Source organism: Paraburkholderia sp. XV (genome assembly GCF_020177535.1).
Lineage (GTDB): Bacteria > Pseudomonadota > Gammaproteobacteria > Burkholderiales > Burkholderiaceae > Paraburkholderia > Paraburkholderia caribensis.
The window spans coordinates 19,607-35,562 of sequence record NZ_JAGUUD010000004.1 but is presented as its reverse complement, the minus strand read 5'-3'; the positions used below and the strand labels follow the sequence as shown (position 1 = coordinate 35,562).

Sequence of the window (15,956 nt, the reverse complement as noted above, 5' to 3'; positions counted from 1 at the left end):
TCGCGATGCGCACCATTCGTGAATCCGGCAAGGCGCTCGCAGCGAAAAAGCGCTCGGCAGGCGAACTGCTCGATGCGAGCCTTGCGGCCATCGACGCCGACCTCGCAGGAGGCGGATCGACCTACACGCAGATCGACCGCGCGGCGGCGCGCGAAGCGGCCGCCAGCAGCGACGCGTTTCGCGAGCGCGGTTATGTGCCGTCCGTCGTGGCGGGCGTGCCGGTATCGGTGAAGGACCTGTTCGACATCAAGGGGCAAGTGACGACCGCGGGCTCGCGGATACTGCGCGACGCCGCGCCTGCCGTGCGCGACGCTGCCGCTGTCGCGCGTCTGCGCGAGGCGGGCGCGGTGTTCGTGGGCCGCACCAACATGAGCGAGTTCGCGTTCTCCGGCCTCGGGCTGAATCCGCACTACGGCACGCCGCTCAATCCTGCTCATGCCGGGCGTCTTGCGGGCGGCTCCAGTTCGGGCGCGGCAGTGTCCGTCGCGCTGGGGCATGTGGCCGCCGCGCTCGGCACCGACACGGGCGGCTCGGTCCGCATTCCCGCCGCGTTCTGCGGACTGGTCGGCTTCAAGCCGACCGCGCGGCGCGTGCCGCTCGACGGCACCGTGCCGCTGTCGACGTCGTTCGATTCGATCGGGCCGATTGCGCACAGCGTCGACTGTTGCGCGCTGATCGACGGCATTGTCTCCGGCGAGGCGCTCGACACGGCGCCGCGCCCACTCGCAGGGCTTCGGCTGGGCGTGACGTCCGACTACGTGGCCGACGATCTCGACGAGACCGTCAGCACTGCGTTCAATCGCACGATCGGCATGTTGCGGCGCGCGGGCGCATCGGTGGAGCGCTTTGCGTTTCCGGAGTTGCACGAGGTCGCGGGCCGCTATCCGCTTGCGGGCATCACGGCCGCGCAGGCGTGGGCGTGGCATCGCGGGCACGTTGCGCGCGATGCCGATGCGTATGACCCGCGCGTGCTCAAACGTCTGCGCGCCGGGGAAGGGCGCAGCGCCGCCGACTATATCGATCTGCTCGCCGCGCGCGAGCGCTTCGTGCGCGATACGCGGGCGCGTCTTGCGAGCTTCGATGCGTGGCTGATGCCGACGGTCGCCATTGTTCCGCCTGCCATTGCGAGCGTCGAAGGCGACGACGAGGCGTTCTCGTCGACGAATGCAAAGGTGCTGCGCAATCCCGCTGTCGTGAACTTCATGGACGGCTGCGCGCTCACGCTGCCTTGCCATCGCGAAGGCGAACTGCCCGTCGGCCTGTCGATCTGCGGGCCTGCGCTCGCCGATGCATCGATTCTCGCGATAGCGCGCAGCGTTGAAGCGTTGCTCAGGCATAGCGAAACGGTCGTGCCCGCATAAGGTTTGTCTATCGGCAGCAAAAAGAATTTCTCGTTGGACGCGTAATTACGGCGAACGAATACTGGATTTCAGGCGCGATGGAATCGACGGCGCGCTTGTTCAGAACCTTTACCGCATTGATGACCAAAGTGAGGCAGCCCGTGAATCAAACTTTCCACTCTTTAGCTGGTGTCGTTGCACTGGCCGCTATTCAGACATGCGCGCAAGCCGCCGATGCCACGCCCGCTGTCGTGCTGATCGGGCATGCGGCGCCGCTCACGGGGCAACTCGCGAACATGGGCAAGGACAGCGAAAACGCTGCGCGCCTCGCAGTCGATGAGATCAACAGTTCGCACCCTGTGATCGGCGGCAAGCTGGTACGTCTGCAACTGGATTCGCAGGACGACGCCGCCGACCCGCGCACGGGAACCCAGGTCGCGCAGAAACTGGTCGACGAAGGCGTGGTGGCCGTAGTCGGCGATATCAACTCGGGCGTGTCGATTCCCGCGTCGCGCATCTATAGCGAAGCGCAAGTCGTGCAGATTTCACAAGGCTCGACGAATCCTGCTTACACGCAACAGGGTTACAAGACGACGTTTCGCGTCGTCGCGACGGATGCATTGCAGGGACCGGCGCTCGCGCGTTACGCGCTCGATTCGCTGCACGCGAAACGGATTGCCGTGATCGACGATTCGACGGCCTATGGGCAGGGGCTCGCCGACGAGTTCGTGAAGGCGGCGAAGGCGAACGGCGGGACGATCGTCGCGCGCGAAGCCACCAACGACAAGGCCACCGACTTCCGCGCGATTCTGACCAAAATCAAAGGGCTGCGGCCCGACGTCATCATGTATGGCGGTTCCGATGCGACGGCCGGACCGCTGGTGAAGCAGGCGGCGAATCTCGGCATGACGGCGAGCGTGCTCGGCGGCGACGGGGCATGCACGGACAAGATGGTGAGCCTTGCGGGCGACGCGATCGGTAACCTGGTGTGCTCCGAAGCAGGACTCGCGCTCTCGAAGATGCCGAAGGGGCAGGAGTTCGATCGTCGCTACACCGCGCGCTACAAGGTGCCTATCGATGCGTACGCACCGTTTGCCTACGATGCCGTCTACGTCATTTACGACGCGATGAAGCGCGCCAATTCGACGGAGCGGGCCAAAGTCCTGGCCGCGATGCCCGTCACGCAGTATGACGGCGTGATCGGTAAGATCGCATTCGATACGCACGGCGATCTGAAGGACGCCGCCATCACGATCTATCAGTTCAAGGACAAGAAAAAGACCGTGATGGATGTGATTCGAATGTGAGATCGAAGCCGCGCCGTGCGCGGGTAAGAACTCCCGCTTACGTTAGCGGCGACGGTTGATGCATGGGCTGGTCCATAGGGACACAGCCCATTTCGATTTTTATCGGCATCCGTACTATCGGGAGTGGGCGGACCAAAATTACGTATCTGAAAGGCGATCGGCAGGGGGATGAAAGTCTTGATCCCTTGGCGGTGACGCACGCAAACGTTGGCGCGCATAAAACGCAAACATAGGCGTCGCATAAATGCCCAAACTGGGAAAAGTCCAAGTATTACAGCGTGTTACATGTGATATCGTTGCGGTCTTCCGAGACATTTCTTAATTCGTCTCATTACCTAGGCCGTCTCGGCCACAAGTTGAAGAGTGTCCGGTAGTCCGGCAAACGAGATTTCATGCAAGTTCAAAACGCCCGTCGCTGGGCGCCTCGTGGGGCACGGCGATGGATTGCCGCGATTGCCGCGCTGTGTATCGCGAGTGGCGTGCGCCTTCTGCTGCACCCGCTTCTCGGTCCTGTGATGCCGGGTACTGCGTTCAGCGTTGCTGCCGTGCTGATCGAGTACTACTTCGGCCTTGCCCCCGCACTAACCGTGATGCTGGCCGGCCTGTGCATCGCCGACTATCTGTTCGTGCCGCCATACGCGGTGCTTGGTTTCATCGACCGTTCGGACGTGCTGTTCATCGTCTCGTTTCCGCTTGTCGCGCTGATCTTTATTACGCTGATCGAAAGGTTGCGGCGCGCGCAATTTCGCGCGGAGCTGATCGCGTCGGTCGCGCAGTCGCGTTACGAGATGCTGCTGCGTCACGACAACGACCGCATGCTCGCGCGCCGCGCCGTCGATGAAACGCACAGGCTGCTGCGTCATCTGTCGCAACATAGCAAGGCGTTCGTGCTGATTCAGGCACTCGAACGCATGCCCGCGTGGACCAACGGCACTGATGCGGGCAGTACGCGCGAGGCCAGGGCAAGCGCGCTTGCCGTTGCCCTGCCGCCGGCGGAGATCGCGCCAGGCCCTCGCTTCGACGATGTCGACCCCGAGGATATTCGCCGCCTGTCGAACGCACTGTGGCCGGGCTCGCATCGTGTGCGGCTGCGCGCGAGCGAGGCGACGGCGATGCATGCATCGGCGGGTGCTCAGGGTGAGACGGGCGATAGCGCCGCACAACTTGTCGATTGCATCTGCGAACGCTTCACGACGCACGCGGGCGATTTCCTCGTGTTGCGCATCGGCGAGTGACACACATGAAAACCTCGGTCCGAACGATCTTCAACGAAGGCGACAGCCATGCTGTGCTGATGTTGCATGGCCTGTCCAGCTCGCCGCTGGAATTGCGCTACCTCGCGCGCTTTCTGAACGATGAAGGCTTCACGACGTGCGTGCCCGTGCTCAATGGCTACACGGCGGGTTCGCAAGAACAGGCGATGGAACACTGGCTCGACGCGGCAACCCGCGAATACGATGCGCTTGCCGCGCGCTACGAGCGCGTGTCGATCTGCGGGCTTTCGATCGGTGCGGCGCTCGCGCTCGCGCTCGTGCATCGTCGCCCGCAGGCGCAGGCCGTCGCGCTGCTGTCGCTGACGCTCGCGTACGACGGCTGGGCGATTCCGTGGTATCGCTTCCTGCTGAACTGGGCGTACTACTCGCCGCTGCGATCGCGCTATCGCTATCGCGAATCGGCGCCGTACGGGTTGCGCAACGATGCGCTGCGAGCCAAGATCGCACGGGCGATGGAACGCGACGACTTCAGCGAAGTCGGCCCATCGACGATCTCGCTGCCCGCATTGCACGAAGCCAGCCGGCTCGCGGCAAGCGTGCGCTCGCAACTGCGCGCGATCCGCAACGACTGCCTGATCATTCACGCCATCGACGACGAAACATCGAGCCCGCGCAATCCGCGCGTCGTGTCTTCGTCAATTGGATCGAGCTTCTTGCGCACCATCTGGCTCGACGATTCGTACCACATGATTACATCCGACAACGAGCGCGAGATCGTCGCGCGGGAGACCGCGCTGTTTCTGCGCGAAAGCGAAATCACGAGCCGTACGGGCGACGCGGGCGGGAAGCCGGTGGTGTCGAAGGCGCTTGCCCGCCGGTTGCGGCAACTTGCGGCGATGAGCAAAGGCCGCGCGTGATGATGAAGCAGCGTTCCCTGATTGCGGCACGACGCGCCGTTACGCTGGCGGCGGCGATGACGCTGACGCTGGCGCTCCAGGCAGCGGAAGCATGGGCCGACGATGCGCCTTCGTCCTCTGCGTCAACTTCGCAGCAAAGCGACGCGGCAGCAAAACCCGCCAGCAAATGGAAGATCGGCATCGGGCCGGGTGTCGTCATCACGCCGCTGTATCCCGGCTCGCGTGAACTGCGTGTGTTTCCCTATCCCGCGCTCGACATCTCTTACGACGATCGCGTGTTCTCGCAAGGCCCCGACGTGCTGGGCCTGAACGTGCTGCGCAGCGAGGACTATCACGTCGGCGCTGCGCTCAGCTTCGATTTCCAGTCGCGCCAGGAAAAGGACGACCCGCATCTGCACGGGCTGGGTAACGTCGACGGCGGTCCGAAACTGAAGCTGTTCGCCGACTACACGGTATGGATGTTCACTGGCTCCGTGGCGATGTATCAGGACATCGCCGGGCATGGTCAGGGCAAGACCGTCGTCACCGACCTCTATGCGTCGCTGCCTGTTGGAGGCTGGCTGTTTTCGATGGGGCCGGGCTTTACGTGGGCGGACGCGGAGTACACGCGCACATTCTTCGGCGTGTCGAGCCAGCAGAGCGCAGCATCGGGACTGCCTGCGTACAACACGGGCGCAGGCATTCGCGACGTGCATCTGAATGGCTACGTCAGCTACGACATATCGAAGCACTGGGCCGCCTCGGTCGCGGTGACGCTTGGACGGTTGCAGCACTACGCGGCCGCGAGCCCCATCACCGAGCGCCGAAGCGAACTCAACACGCTTGCATCCGTGAATTATCGTTTCTGATCTCGGGCGAGATCCAGCCTGAACAGCAACGAATCCCGATCCGGGTAAGGGTACTTGACGGGCAATTCATCGGCCGCGATCTGCCGGAACCCCTGACGCCGGTAGAACGCATGCGAGCGCGTCGAAACGGAAGGGGTATCGAGCAGGATCGTTTCGATGCCTTTACGCTTTGCATGTGCCAACAGCGTTTCGTAAAGACGCGACGCGCATCCCATCCCCGCGCCTCGCCACGCTGCCGATACAAAGAACTTCTTCAGCACCGCAACCGTTGCCGTTTCGATCTGCAGCGCGATCGTGCCGACCACATGCGCCCCGGCGTCGAGGGCGATCCAGAAGCCGCCGCCATGTGCGATGAAGCATCGATTGATATCGAGAAGCTCGGGCTGATCGTCGATCGACAGGCCGACCTTGCTCTCGTCATTCTGGATATGCAGGATCAGGCCGATGACCTCGTCGGTGAACGAATCCTGGAAGGCGGCGATGCGAGGCGGTGTGGTGGCGGTGTGCATGGGAACGTGCGCTCGGGCAATGTACGAGGCACTACCTTATGCGTCGCGCGGCAGCCGATCTAGAACGTTCTTGCGCTGTTTCGCCGCGCCACCGCACCGGGCGTCACGCCGAACACGGCCTTGAAGTGGCGTCCGAGATGGCTTTGATCGGCGAAGCCAGTCGCGGCGGCAGCGGCGGAAGGCGTCATGCCTTCCAGTAACAGGTGCTTCGCCGTCTTCAGGCGCAGCACGAGCTGGTAACGATGCGGACTCAGCCCAAACGCAGCGGTAAAGCGCCGGCACAATTCGGACGCCGATAGCGACGCCTCGCGCGCCAGCTCGTCGAGCGATACGTTACGGCTGGAAAATGCCTGCAAGTAGGCCCGCGCGTCGCGCAGACGTTTGTCGGCGGCTTTCGAAGAAAACGGCGCAGACGTATTCCGATCGTTCATCGAACCGAGCACCGCCTCACACAACAGAGCCCATTCATCGGGCCATGCCGGCGAATGCCGCGAGCCTTGCATCGACAACGCGGCGAACTGCGCGAACGGCGCCATTGCACGGCGGATCGTCACAGGCTGCGAAAATGCGTTCGGCGAAACACCGTGAATATCGCACTGCAAACGCCATTCGTCATCGGGCACATAGAGCATCACGTATTCGCATCCGTGATCGCCGATGGACATTCCCGCATGCGCGACGTGCGGCGCAATCGCGTACACCTCGCCCGCCTGGACGATCGACGGTTGCCGCGCGCTGGTCATCGAGTCTTTTGCGCCGCGAAGCACGGCGCCGATCGCCCACGTGTCGTGCGCATGCGGCGTGAACCGATGGCGCTCGAAGCGGGCATGAAGCACTTCGATACCCGTGCCGTCGGCATAGCCATACCGCGCATGCTCTTTTGCTGTTGTCCGGGCGTTGTCAGTGGAGCGGGGCATCGTGCGTGTCATGCAACGGGTAAGCGGCGCATCTACGCATGCCAGAGCGAAGCTTTCGCCCTGAGCGTTTCGATCGCGAGGTCGAGAAAGGCGCGCACTTTCTGGTTCGCATGCTTGCCTTCGCGATGGACGACATGCACGGGCAACGCAGCCAGCTCGTAATCGGCCAGCACGGCGCGCAGCGTGCCTTCCGCGAGTTCCTGCGCGACCTGATACGACAACAGCCGCACGATACCCAGCCCCGCCACGGCCGACGAGATCGCGGAATCATTGGTCGTGGTCACGAGACGCGGCTGGATCGGCACCGTCAGCGGCTTGTCGTCCACGCGAAAGCGCCATTCGGGCGCGGGCGTGAGGCCCGTCGCCTGCACCGTGACATGAGACGCGAGATCTTCGGGGCGCTGCGGCACGCCATGCGCTTCCAGATATGCAGGCGAAGCGCACAGCACGCGGCGCACCTTGCCGACAGCGATTGCCTGCAACGATGAATCCGGCAGGTCGCCGATGCGGACCGCGACATCCGCCCCTTCGTCGACGAGATTCACGACGCGATCCAGAAACCAGCAATTCAGATTGACGGCCGGATAGCGCGTCAGATAGTCGTGAGCGATGGGCGTCACATACATCTTGCCGAACAGCACAGGTGCCGTCACGGTCAACTGGCCGCGCGGCGTGGTGTTCGCACCGGCGGCGGAAAGCTCGGCCACCTCGACTTCCGCGAGGATGCGGCGGCAATCTTCGAAGAACTTGGCACCCGCATCGGTCATCCGCACGATGCGCGTCGTGCGGGTCAACAGCCGCACGCCGAGGTGTTCTTCGAGTTCGTTCATCACCCGGCTGATGACCGATGGCGACACGTTGAGTTTGCGCGCCGCGGACGCGAAACCTTCCGTCTCGACCACGGTGACGAAGGTGTTCATTGCCTGGAGCCTGTCCATGTCTGAGGAGATGAACGGGAAGCGGATAGAGGACGCCTGCCGGGCGTCGGCAGGCAAGCGAGCGTCAAGCATAACAGCGTTTCGCAACCCTCCCCGTGCAGCCTGCCTCACAGATCGAGCAGCAGGCGGTCGCCGCCGCCCGTGTCCGCATTGGCGGGCACGGCACAACAGATCAACGCTTCGTCGTCGGGCACGGTGAACTCCGGCGTCATGGTGTACGCCACCGCGCCTTCCACGATGCGCGTGCGGCAAGTCCCGCAGCTACCGCCCCGGCAACCGAATTCAGGATTCAGTCCGCGCGCTTCAGCAAGCTCCAGCAGCGAACCGCTGTCCGGACTCCAGCGCGCTTCCTTGCCCGACTTGACGAAGGCGATGGGGACCGGTTGCTCCGCTGCGACGCGAACGGGACCCGTGACGGCGGCAGCATCTTTTCTGCGTTGCAGCCCCGATGGTCCGAACGCTTCGGCATGAATACGGTTGTCAGCGACGTTGAGATTGCGCAAGCCGTCGTACATGGACTGCATGAACGCCGATGGTCCGCAAAGATAGAAGTCGTAGTCGTTGAAGGGCAGCGTGTCGCACAGCAACGCGACATCGATCCGGCCTTCCACGTCGAAGTCTTTGCCTTCGCGGGCGCCGTCGATGTGACTCAATGCGCGCACCACGTTCACCGCGCCTTTCGCGGATACCGCGAGCGTTTCGATCTCGCGGCTGAACGCGCGCTCTTTCAGCGTACGCGCCGACTGGAAGAACCAGGTGGGGCGCACGCGCCGCGTGCGCAGCCCTTCGTAGACGATGTGCCTGAGCATCGCGAGCATGGGCGTGATGCCGACCCCGGCGGCGAGCAGCACGGCGGGACGGCGCTCGGCGGCGTCGATCGTGAACTGGCCGGCGGGCGCACGCGCTTCGACGACGCTGCCGATGTGCAGCGTGTCGTGCAGATGTGACGATACGAGCCCATCGCGCTTCACGCTGATCCGGTAGAGGCCGTCGGCGGGGGCCGTCGACAGCGTGTAGGTTCGGATCACAGCCTTGTCGTGACCGGGCGGCATGACGCGGATGGGCAGATGCTGACCCGCGATATGTGGAATGAGCCCCGCGCCGTCGACCGGTTCGAGATGAAACGAACGGATCACCGAGCTTTCGTCGACGACATTCGTCACCTTGAACGGCCGCCATGCGTTCGCCAGCTCGGCGGCCTTCAGGCGGCTCGTCACTTCGTCCCAGCTGCCTGTCATCAGCGAGTTCGGGGACCAGCCATTGGCCTGGAACTTCCAGCGCAGCGGCAGCGCGCCCTCGCGATACACGATGCGTCGCGGCGTGAAATGCCACAGCCGTTCCGCGCCCTGAAACGCGGCAATCTCGGGCGAGTCCAGATCGACGGTCGCTTCGCCCGTCAATTGCAGCAGGTCGCCCGTTTCGAAGTCGGCGAAGACGAGCCCAGCGCGCGGGTTGACGAGGAAGTTGCCGAGCGTCGCGAAGAAGAGGTTGCCCGCGAAATCGGGAATGGTCAGCCGGCCGTCGTCGCCGATCCGCACGAAGCCCGCCTTGCCGCCGCGATGCGATACGTCGACCTGACGGTGCTCGCCTTCGCCCACATAGGACGCGACGAACAGCGTGTCCGCTGCTTCGATCATCGCGCGGGCGTGTCCGGTCAGGCCAGCGAACTCCTTGGGCGCGATCGCGGAAAAACTGCCGGGATCGCGGATGAATTCGAAATCGCGCGCCTGGATATATTGCGGGCAATTGCCGAAGCTTTGTATGACCTCGACGTCGAAACCGTGCGGCGTCGCGCCACGCAACAGGCCGTTCATGCGATTGCGGCGGCGCGTGTGCAACTCGATTCCGAGCAGGCCGATCGCCGCGCCTTCGTGCAAGCCCCCGGACGCCGGGTCATGCGGGTCAGCGGCGACGGCCATGTGCAGAACCTTCTCGGTCGGCGACTGCATGAAGCCCGGCTGACCGGCCACGAGTGTCGCCCATACGTCGCCGTCGTCAGCCACCGCGCCTGCCACGATGAACGGCAATTGTCTGTAGAAAGTGCGGTGCTGATCGGGCATGTAGTCGCGGATTACCCGGCGGCCGAGTTCCTGCATCTTCGCCGCCACGCCGACTTTCTCCTGCAGCGCCAGTTCGCCTGCGTGCCAGGGCGACCCTTTTTCCGTCGATACCGTGCTCATGATTTGCCTCCGGGCGTAAAGCCGGGAAAGCCACGCGTGGGCTTCCCGCTCACTGACTCGCTCAGCTGTTGGCGGCGAGGCCGACAGGGGTTTTCTGGAACTCGACGAAGCCAGGCAGCGCCTCGATGCGGCGCAACCACGCATTGACGTTCGGGTAGAACGACAGGTCGACATTGCCTTCCGGCGCACGCGCGATGTAGCTGTACAGCGCGACATCGGCAATCGTCGGGTGAGCTTGCGCGATGTACTCGCGCCCGGCCAGCTCTTCGTCGATCAGCTTGAGGATGCGATGCGCGCGGGCAATCAGTTCTTCGGCGTTGTATTTTGCGCCGAATACGGTGATGAGTCGCGCGGCGGCCGGGCCGAAGGCGATCTCGCCAGCGGCCACGGACAGCCAGCGCTGCACGGCGGCTTCCTGCGCGGGCGCTTGCGGCAGCCAGTCGGTCTTGCCGAACTTGCGGGCGATGTACACCAGAATCGCGTTGGAGTCGGAGATCGCGGTGTCGCCGTCGACCAGAACGGGCACCTGGCCGAAGCGGTTGAGCTTCAGGAATTCGGCGGATTTGTGTTCGGCGGCCGCGAGATCGACCTGAATCGACTGGTGCTCGATGCCCAGCAGCGAGAGGAACAGGCGGGCGCGGTGCGAGTGGCCGGACAGCGGGTGGTAGTAGAGCTTCATGGCGGTTTCCTTTGGTCAGAGGTGACTGGGACATCCCGATCACTTGATGCAAAGTCTAGGGACGCTGCCTTCGCAGCAGAATCCCTCGCCAGGTCAATTGATACTTCTCGAAACGAGAACGGTGCTCGTGCGCCGGGAACGGCCGCCCGGCGTCGCAGTCAGGCGGCGTTCATCCGGGCCGCCTGGCTGCCAGCGTCCACGCCTTACGCACCGAGCTTGAAGAACCCAACCGTCGCGTTCAGATCCTTGCCTTGGGTGCTGAGCGATTCGGACGTGGCGGCAATCTCTTCCACCAGCGCTGCGTTCTGCTGGGTCGACTGATCCATCAGCGACACCGCCTGATTCACTTCGCCGATCGCGCGGCTTTGCTCGCGTGCCGAATCCGCGATTTCGCTGGTAATGGTGGCGAGGTTGGACACGGCATCCGTCAGTTCGGCGATCGTCTTGCCCGCGAGATTGACCTGTTCGGCCCCCGCCTCGACATTGCCGACGGAAGCCTCGAGCAGCGCCTTGATCTCTTTTGCCGCGCTGGTCGAACGTTGGGCCAGGTTGCGCACTTCGGCCGCGACGACGGCAAAGCCGCGTCCGCTCTCGCCCGCGCGCGCCGACTCGACAGCGGCGTTCAACGCCAGGATGTTGGTCTGGAACGCGATGCCCTCGATCATCCCCACAATGCCGACGATACGCCCCGATTGCTCGACAGCCGTGTTCATCGTCTTCGCCGCGCCCGCGACGGCCTCGTTGCCGCGCCGCGCGGCATCCACGGCGCCCGCCGCGACGGCGTTGGCCGTCATCGCCTGATCGGCGGTGCCGCGCACGGTGCCCGCCAGTTCTTCCATGCTGGCGGCCGTTTGCTGGATCGACGCGGCCTGTTGCTCGGTTCTCGACGACAGGTCGAGATTGCCCGCCGACACTTCACCCGCAGCGAGTTCGAGGTGACGGCTGTTCGTCCTCACCTTGAGCAGCACGCCATGCAGCTTTTCGACGAATGCGTTGAACTGCTTCGCGAGATGGCCTACTTCGTCGTTGCTGAGTTGCGGCAGACGCCGCGTCATGTCGCCGTCGCCGGAGGCGATTTCGTGCATCGAGTTGGCGAGATTGCGAATGGGACCGGTCATTCTGCGGCCCAACGCAACCATGGCGAGCACGGCGACCACGAGCACCAGCAGCCCCGTCGCGATCAGCGTCCATGTGAGCCGGTTGGCGGCCGCCATCATTTCCGATTCAGGCACGAGCGCGTAGTACTTCCAGCCGTTCTTGGGCGACGTGTAGATGAACGACTGATAGTCGACGCCGTCCATCTGGATGCGAACGAGCCCGTCGCTGCCATTGGACAGCTGTTCGTATCCCCCGCCCAGGCCCTTCAGTTCCTTGAACTCGTGTTTCTTCTCACGCGGATCGATCAGAATTTTTCCGCTGCTGTCCGTCACGAGCAGATAGCCGGTCTTGCCGAACTGGATGCCGCTGGTGAGCCGTGCGAAGTCGTCGAGCGAGATGTCGCCTTCGAGCACGCCGAGAATTTCGTCCTTGCCGTCCTTCACGACGCGCGCGAACGGAATGATCGCGCCGCCGGAACCGGCCGCGCTCAGATAGGGCGCGGGCCGCACGACGCGCTCGGGCGCCGTCATCGCAAGCTGGTACCACGGCCTGACACGCGGGTCGTAGTGCTCGCCGTTCAGGCTTTCGATCGGCCATTGCACGTAGCCGCCCCAATGCGTGCCGATGTCGAGATAGCGCATGTTGGGATGCGTATCGCCGAACTGCTTGAGCAGCGCGAAGATGGACTTCTCGATTTCACCGTTCTTGTCCGGCGTCATCTGGCCGCCGTGGTTCAGATAATCGGTGATGCTCTGGTCAGCGGCTTTCAGTTGCGCCGTTTGCGTCAGATACGTGAGGTTCTGTTCGACCTCCCTGAAGCTCACATCGAGCGATTCGTCGGCCTGGACGATTCTGGCGTGACTGGACTGCTCGAACTCGTCGACCGCCTGATGACGCACGTTCAACGCGCCGACTGTAGTGAGAAGTAGAACCGTGACTGCGAGCGCGGCGCCCGATGCCGCGCTGAACTTGAATGCGATCGAATCCGTAAGCTTCAAAATGACCTCTGCCCAATGACGAACCACTATCCGATATCGACCCGCGGTGCGCTAAAGACGAAGCAATGCGCATCGTTGATTACGTTGGTTGTCGGCCGATATCGGGGCGGCTTGAGCGGAATTGACGCTGGATTCGATTTATTTTTCTAGTGACTTTTTCGTACTCTTTCCCATGTCGCATCGCGTGGGAATCGCGTCGCGATTTCGATGTCCGGGAGGCGGCAAACGGTTTAAAAGGCTGCACTCGTCTCTTGCAGAAAAGGCGTGATATTGCGCATCGCGCGCGCAACGTACTCGTCCTTTTCGCCCACAGGCGCGACGTAATGCATCGCGCTCGCGACGGCATCCACGCCTTCAAGTCGCGCAATGACCCACGCCGCCAGATACTGGGAAGCCAGACATCCGCCCGCGGTCGCGACGTTGCCTCGCGCGACGAACGGTTGATTGAGCACGTCCACGCCGGCTTCCTCGACCCACGGCTTCGTGGTCAGGTCCGTGCAGGCGGGCACGCCATCGAGCAGTCCGAGCTTCGCCAGCACGAGTGTGCCGGAGCACTGCGCGCCGAGCAGTTGGCGCGACGGGTCGAATTGCATCTGCGCCATCAACGTCTGATCGGCAACGACGTTGCGCGTCATCACGCCACTGCCGACAATCACTGCATCGGCAGCATTCGCCTCGTGCAGCGCGATCTGCCCTTCTATCACCACGCCGTTCATCGATTTCACGCGTGCCTGCGGCGTCGCAAGCGACACACGCCAGCCCGGCTTCCTGATGCGGTTGAGTATGCCGAGCGCAATCAGCGAATCGAGTTCGTTGAAGCCTTCGAAAGTGAGAATCGCGATGTGCATGATGTCCGCCCGCCGATGAATGTGGTACGACGATGCTATGCGCAGATACCATTACAATCAAATAATTGTCATGGATACATCTGCGCATGGCTCAGCCCCGGTACAAGGAACTCGTCGACACGCTCGCCGCGGATATCCGCTCGGGACGCCTGCGCGCCGGCACGCGCCTGCCGACGCATCGTCAGCTCGCGTCCACGCACGGCCTCGCGCTCGTCACGGCGACGCGTGTCTACGCCGAACTCGCGGCGATGGGACTCGTCAGCGGAGAGGCGGGACGCGGTACGTTCGTGCGGGAAATCTCGCTGCCGCCCAGACAGGGCATCGATCAGTTCGCGCTGGCGGCGGGCATGGTCGACCTCAATTTCAATTATCCGGCGCTGCCGGGCCAGGCGGATCTGTTGCGCGGCGCGTTGCGCCAGCTTGCTGCATCCGGCGATCTGGAAAGCCTGCTTCGCTATCAGCCGCATGGCGGACGCCAGCATGAACGCGCGGCCGTCGCGCGTCATCTCGCGTGCAGGGGGCTCGACGTTGGCTGGGAGCAGGTGTCGCTCGTGAACGGCGCGCAAGCAGGCCTGGCTGCAACCGTCATGGCGCTGCTGGGCCCTGGTGACGTGGTCGCAGTGGACACGCTGACCTATCCGGGGTTCAAGGTGCTGGCCGAGGCCTGTCGACTCGAACTGGCGCCGATACCCGCGGACGGTCAAGGGTTCGATCTCGACGCGCTCGAACGCTTGTGCAGGACTCGACGCGTGCGCGCCGTGTACGTGATGCCGACGCTGCACAATCCGCTCGGTTGGGTGACGGGTGCGCAATGGCGCAGGCAACTCGTGTCGATTGCGCGCCGGCACGGGCTATTGATTATCGAAGACGCCGCGTACGCGTTCCTCGCGGGCAAACCGCCTGCGCCGCTCGCCGCGCTCGCGCCGGAAACGACCGTGTACGTGTCCGGTCTTTCGAAGAACGTCGCTACCGGATTGCGGGTGGGTTTTGTCGTGGCCTCGGCTGAATCGATGAAGGCCATCGAGCGGATCATCAGGGCGACGACGTGGAATACGCCCGGCGTGATGACGTCGATCGCGTGCGCGTGGCTCGACGACGGCACCGTCAAGCGGCTCGAAGCGGAGAAGCGCCGCGACGCGAAGGTCCGGCAAGCCATGGCCGCCGGGATTCTCGCGGGCCTGAATTGCGTTCGTCACCCGTCGTCGTATTTCGTCTGGTTGCCGTTGTCGGAAGAAGTGCGTGCCGATCAGGTTGCTGCGGCGCTCATGCGCGAGCGCATTTCCGTATCGACGGCCGAACCGTACGCGACTTCGCACCATGTGCCGCATGCGGTGCGCCTCGCGTTGGGTTCCGTCGAACTCGATGTGCTGCGCGAATCGCTGGAAACGGTCAGGCGCGTGATTAGCAGTTACGCGTATTGAAGGCGGCGTTTGCGCTTCAGAGGCATGTTGCAGCGGGGCTTCGCATCCCCTCGCGTATGATGGAAATCCGATTTTTGCCCAACGTCCGTGGAAGACACCATGCTCGATCCCATCAACAGTTTGCTCGCGCTGTGCGGCGTGTTGCTGCTCAGCGTTGCCAGCCCGGGGCCTAACTTCGTGATCGTCACATCGACGGCGGTTGCGTCGCGACATGCTGGCGTATCGACGGGTCTGGGGCTGGCGGCTGCGTCGGGCACTTGGGCGTTGATAGCGATCGCGGGCCTGAGCCTGATCGTCACGCACGTCGCCTGGATCGAGACGACCTTGCGGATTGCGGGTGCGGCCTATCTGATCTGGCTCGGCGCGAAGATGATCGTGACTGCCCGCCAACCTTTGTCCGCGCCTGCACGGACCGCCGGGTCGGGTTGGGCTGCCGCGAAACGCGGCTATTTCGTGAGCATGACGAACCCCAAATCGGTCGCGTTCTACGGCAGCATATTTGCCGTGATGGTGCCTGCTCACGCCACACTATCGTTCGATATCGCTGTCGTCGCGCTGTCGATCGGCATATCGTGCGGGTGGTACTGCGCGATGGCGCTGCTGGCGTCTCATCCCGCCATTCGCGGCTTCATGGTCCGGCGCAAAGCCGTGATCGATACGACGGCGGGCGTGCTGTTGATTGGGCTCGGTGGAAGGATGCTGGCGGGGCGCTGACGTTATGCACGTTCACGCACCAGCGCCA

General features: G+C 63.6%; 14 protein-coding genes. 7 read left to right on the top strand and 7 right to left on the bottom strand.

Annotated elements, in window-relative coordinates:
- Positions 1-5: 5 nt before the first annotated feature.
- The 5 genes from KFO72_RS03355 to KFO72_RS03335 all read left to right on the top strand — a co-directional run bounded on the left by KFO72_RS03355 (position 6) and on the right by KFO72_RS03335 (position 5,626).
- Positions 6-1,361, top strand: a complete 1,356-nt coding sequence (locus KFO72_RS03355) for an amidase (protein ID WP_054931364.1) — start codon at positions 6-8, stop codon at positions 1,359-1,361.
- Between the two features lie 119 nt (positions 1,362-1,480).
- On the top strand, positions 1,481-2,647 hold the full coding sequence (locus KFO72_RS03350; protein WP_225031387.1) for a branched-chain amino acid ABC transporter substrate-binding protein: 1,167 nt from the start codon (positions 1,481-1,483) through the stop codon (positions 2,645-2,647).
- Positions 2,648-3,039: 392 nt separating this feature from the next.
- Entirely contained in the window at positions 3,040-3,882 is an 843-nt protein-coding gene (locus tag KFO72_RS03345; protein ID WP_062918713.1) for a DUF4118 domain-containing protein, read from the top strand.
- Between the two features lie 5 nt (positions 3,883-3,887).
- Positions 3,888-4,778: an alpha/beta hydrolase gene (locus KFO72_RS03340; protein ID WP_054931265.1), complete on the top strand. Its 891-nt coding sequence runs from the start codon at positions 3,888-3,890 to the stop codon at positions 4,776-4,778.
- Positions 4,778-5,626, top strand: coding sequence for a MipA/OmpV family protein (locus KFO72_RS03335; protein WP_107201142.1), 849 nt, complete (start codon positions 4,778-4,780; stop codon positions 5,624-5,626). Before KFO72_RS03340 ends, KFO72_RS03335 begins: the two co-directional genes overlap by 1 nt.
- On the opposite strand, the gene KFO72_RS03330 is transcribed toward KFO72_RS03335, so the two are convergent.
- From KFO72_RS03330 to KFO72_RS03300, 7 genes are all read right to left on the bottom strand, one after another.
- Positions 5,614-6,135: a GNAT family N-acetyltransferase gene (locus tag KFO72_RS03330; protein ID WP_062918711.1), complete on the bottom strand. Its 522-nt coding sequence runs from the start codon at positions 6,133-6,135 to the stop codon at positions 5,614-5,616. The genes KFO72_RS03335 and KFO72_RS03330 overlap by 13 nt on opposite strands.
- A 59-nt stretch (positions 6,136-6,194) precedes the next feature.
- A complete protein-coding gene (locus tag KFO72_RS03325; RefSeq protein WP_225031386.1) occupies positions 6,195-7,052 on the bottom strand; it encodes a helix-turn-helix domain-containing protein in 858 nt (285 codons plus the stop codon).
- A gap of 32 nt (positions 7,053-7,084) precedes the next feature.
- Complete coding sequence (locus KFO72_RS03320) at positions 7,085-7,990, bottom strand: LysR family transcriptional regulator (protein ID WP_060609322.1); 906 nt, start codon at positions 7,988-7,990, stop codon at positions 7,085-7,087.
- Between the two features lie 107 nt (positions 7,991-8,097).
- Complete coding sequence (locus KFO72_RS03315) at positions 8,098-10,170, bottom strand: pyridoxamine 5'-phosphate oxidase family protein (RefSeq protein ID WP_225031385.1); 2,073 nt, start codon at positions 10,168-10,170, stop codon at positions 8,098-8,100.
- 61 nt (positions 10,171-10,231) lie between these two features.
- Positions 10,232-10,849: a glutathione S-transferase family protein gene (locus tag KFO72_RS03310; RefSeq protein ID WP_054931260.1), complete on the bottom strand. Its 618-nt coding sequence runs from the start codon at positions 10,847-10,849 to the stop codon at positions 10,232-10,234.
- A gap of 203 nt (positions 10,850-11,052) precedes the next feature.
- A complete protein-coding gene (locus KFO72_RS03305) occupies positions 11,053-12,945 on the bottom strand; it encodes a methyl-accepting chemotaxis protein (RefSeq protein ID WP_107201140.1) in 1,893 nt (630 codons plus the stop codon).
- 230 nt (positions 12,946-13,175) lie between these two features.
- A complete protein-coding gene (locus KFO72_RS03300; RefSeq protein ID WP_062918708.1) occupies positions 13,176-13,793 on the bottom strand; it encodes a DJ-1/PfpI family protein in 618 nt (205 codons plus the stop codon).
- An 86-nt stretch (positions 13,794-13,879) separates the two neighbouring features.
- Between KFO72_RS03300 and KFO72_RS03295 the strand changes: the two genes are divergently transcribed.
- Entirely contained in the window at positions 13,880-15,214 is a 1,335-nt protein-coding gene (locus KFO72_RS03295; protein WP_225031384.1) for a PLP-dependent aminotransferase family protein, read from the top strand.
- A 99-nt stretch (positions 15,215-15,313) separates the two neighbouring features.
- Positions 15,314-15,928, top strand: a complete 615-nt coding sequence (locus tag KFO72_RS03290) for a LysE family translocator (RefSeq protein ID WP_225031383.1) — start codon at positions 15,314-15,316, stop codon at positions 15,926-15,928.
- Positions 15,929-15,956: the final 28 nt, after the last annotated feature.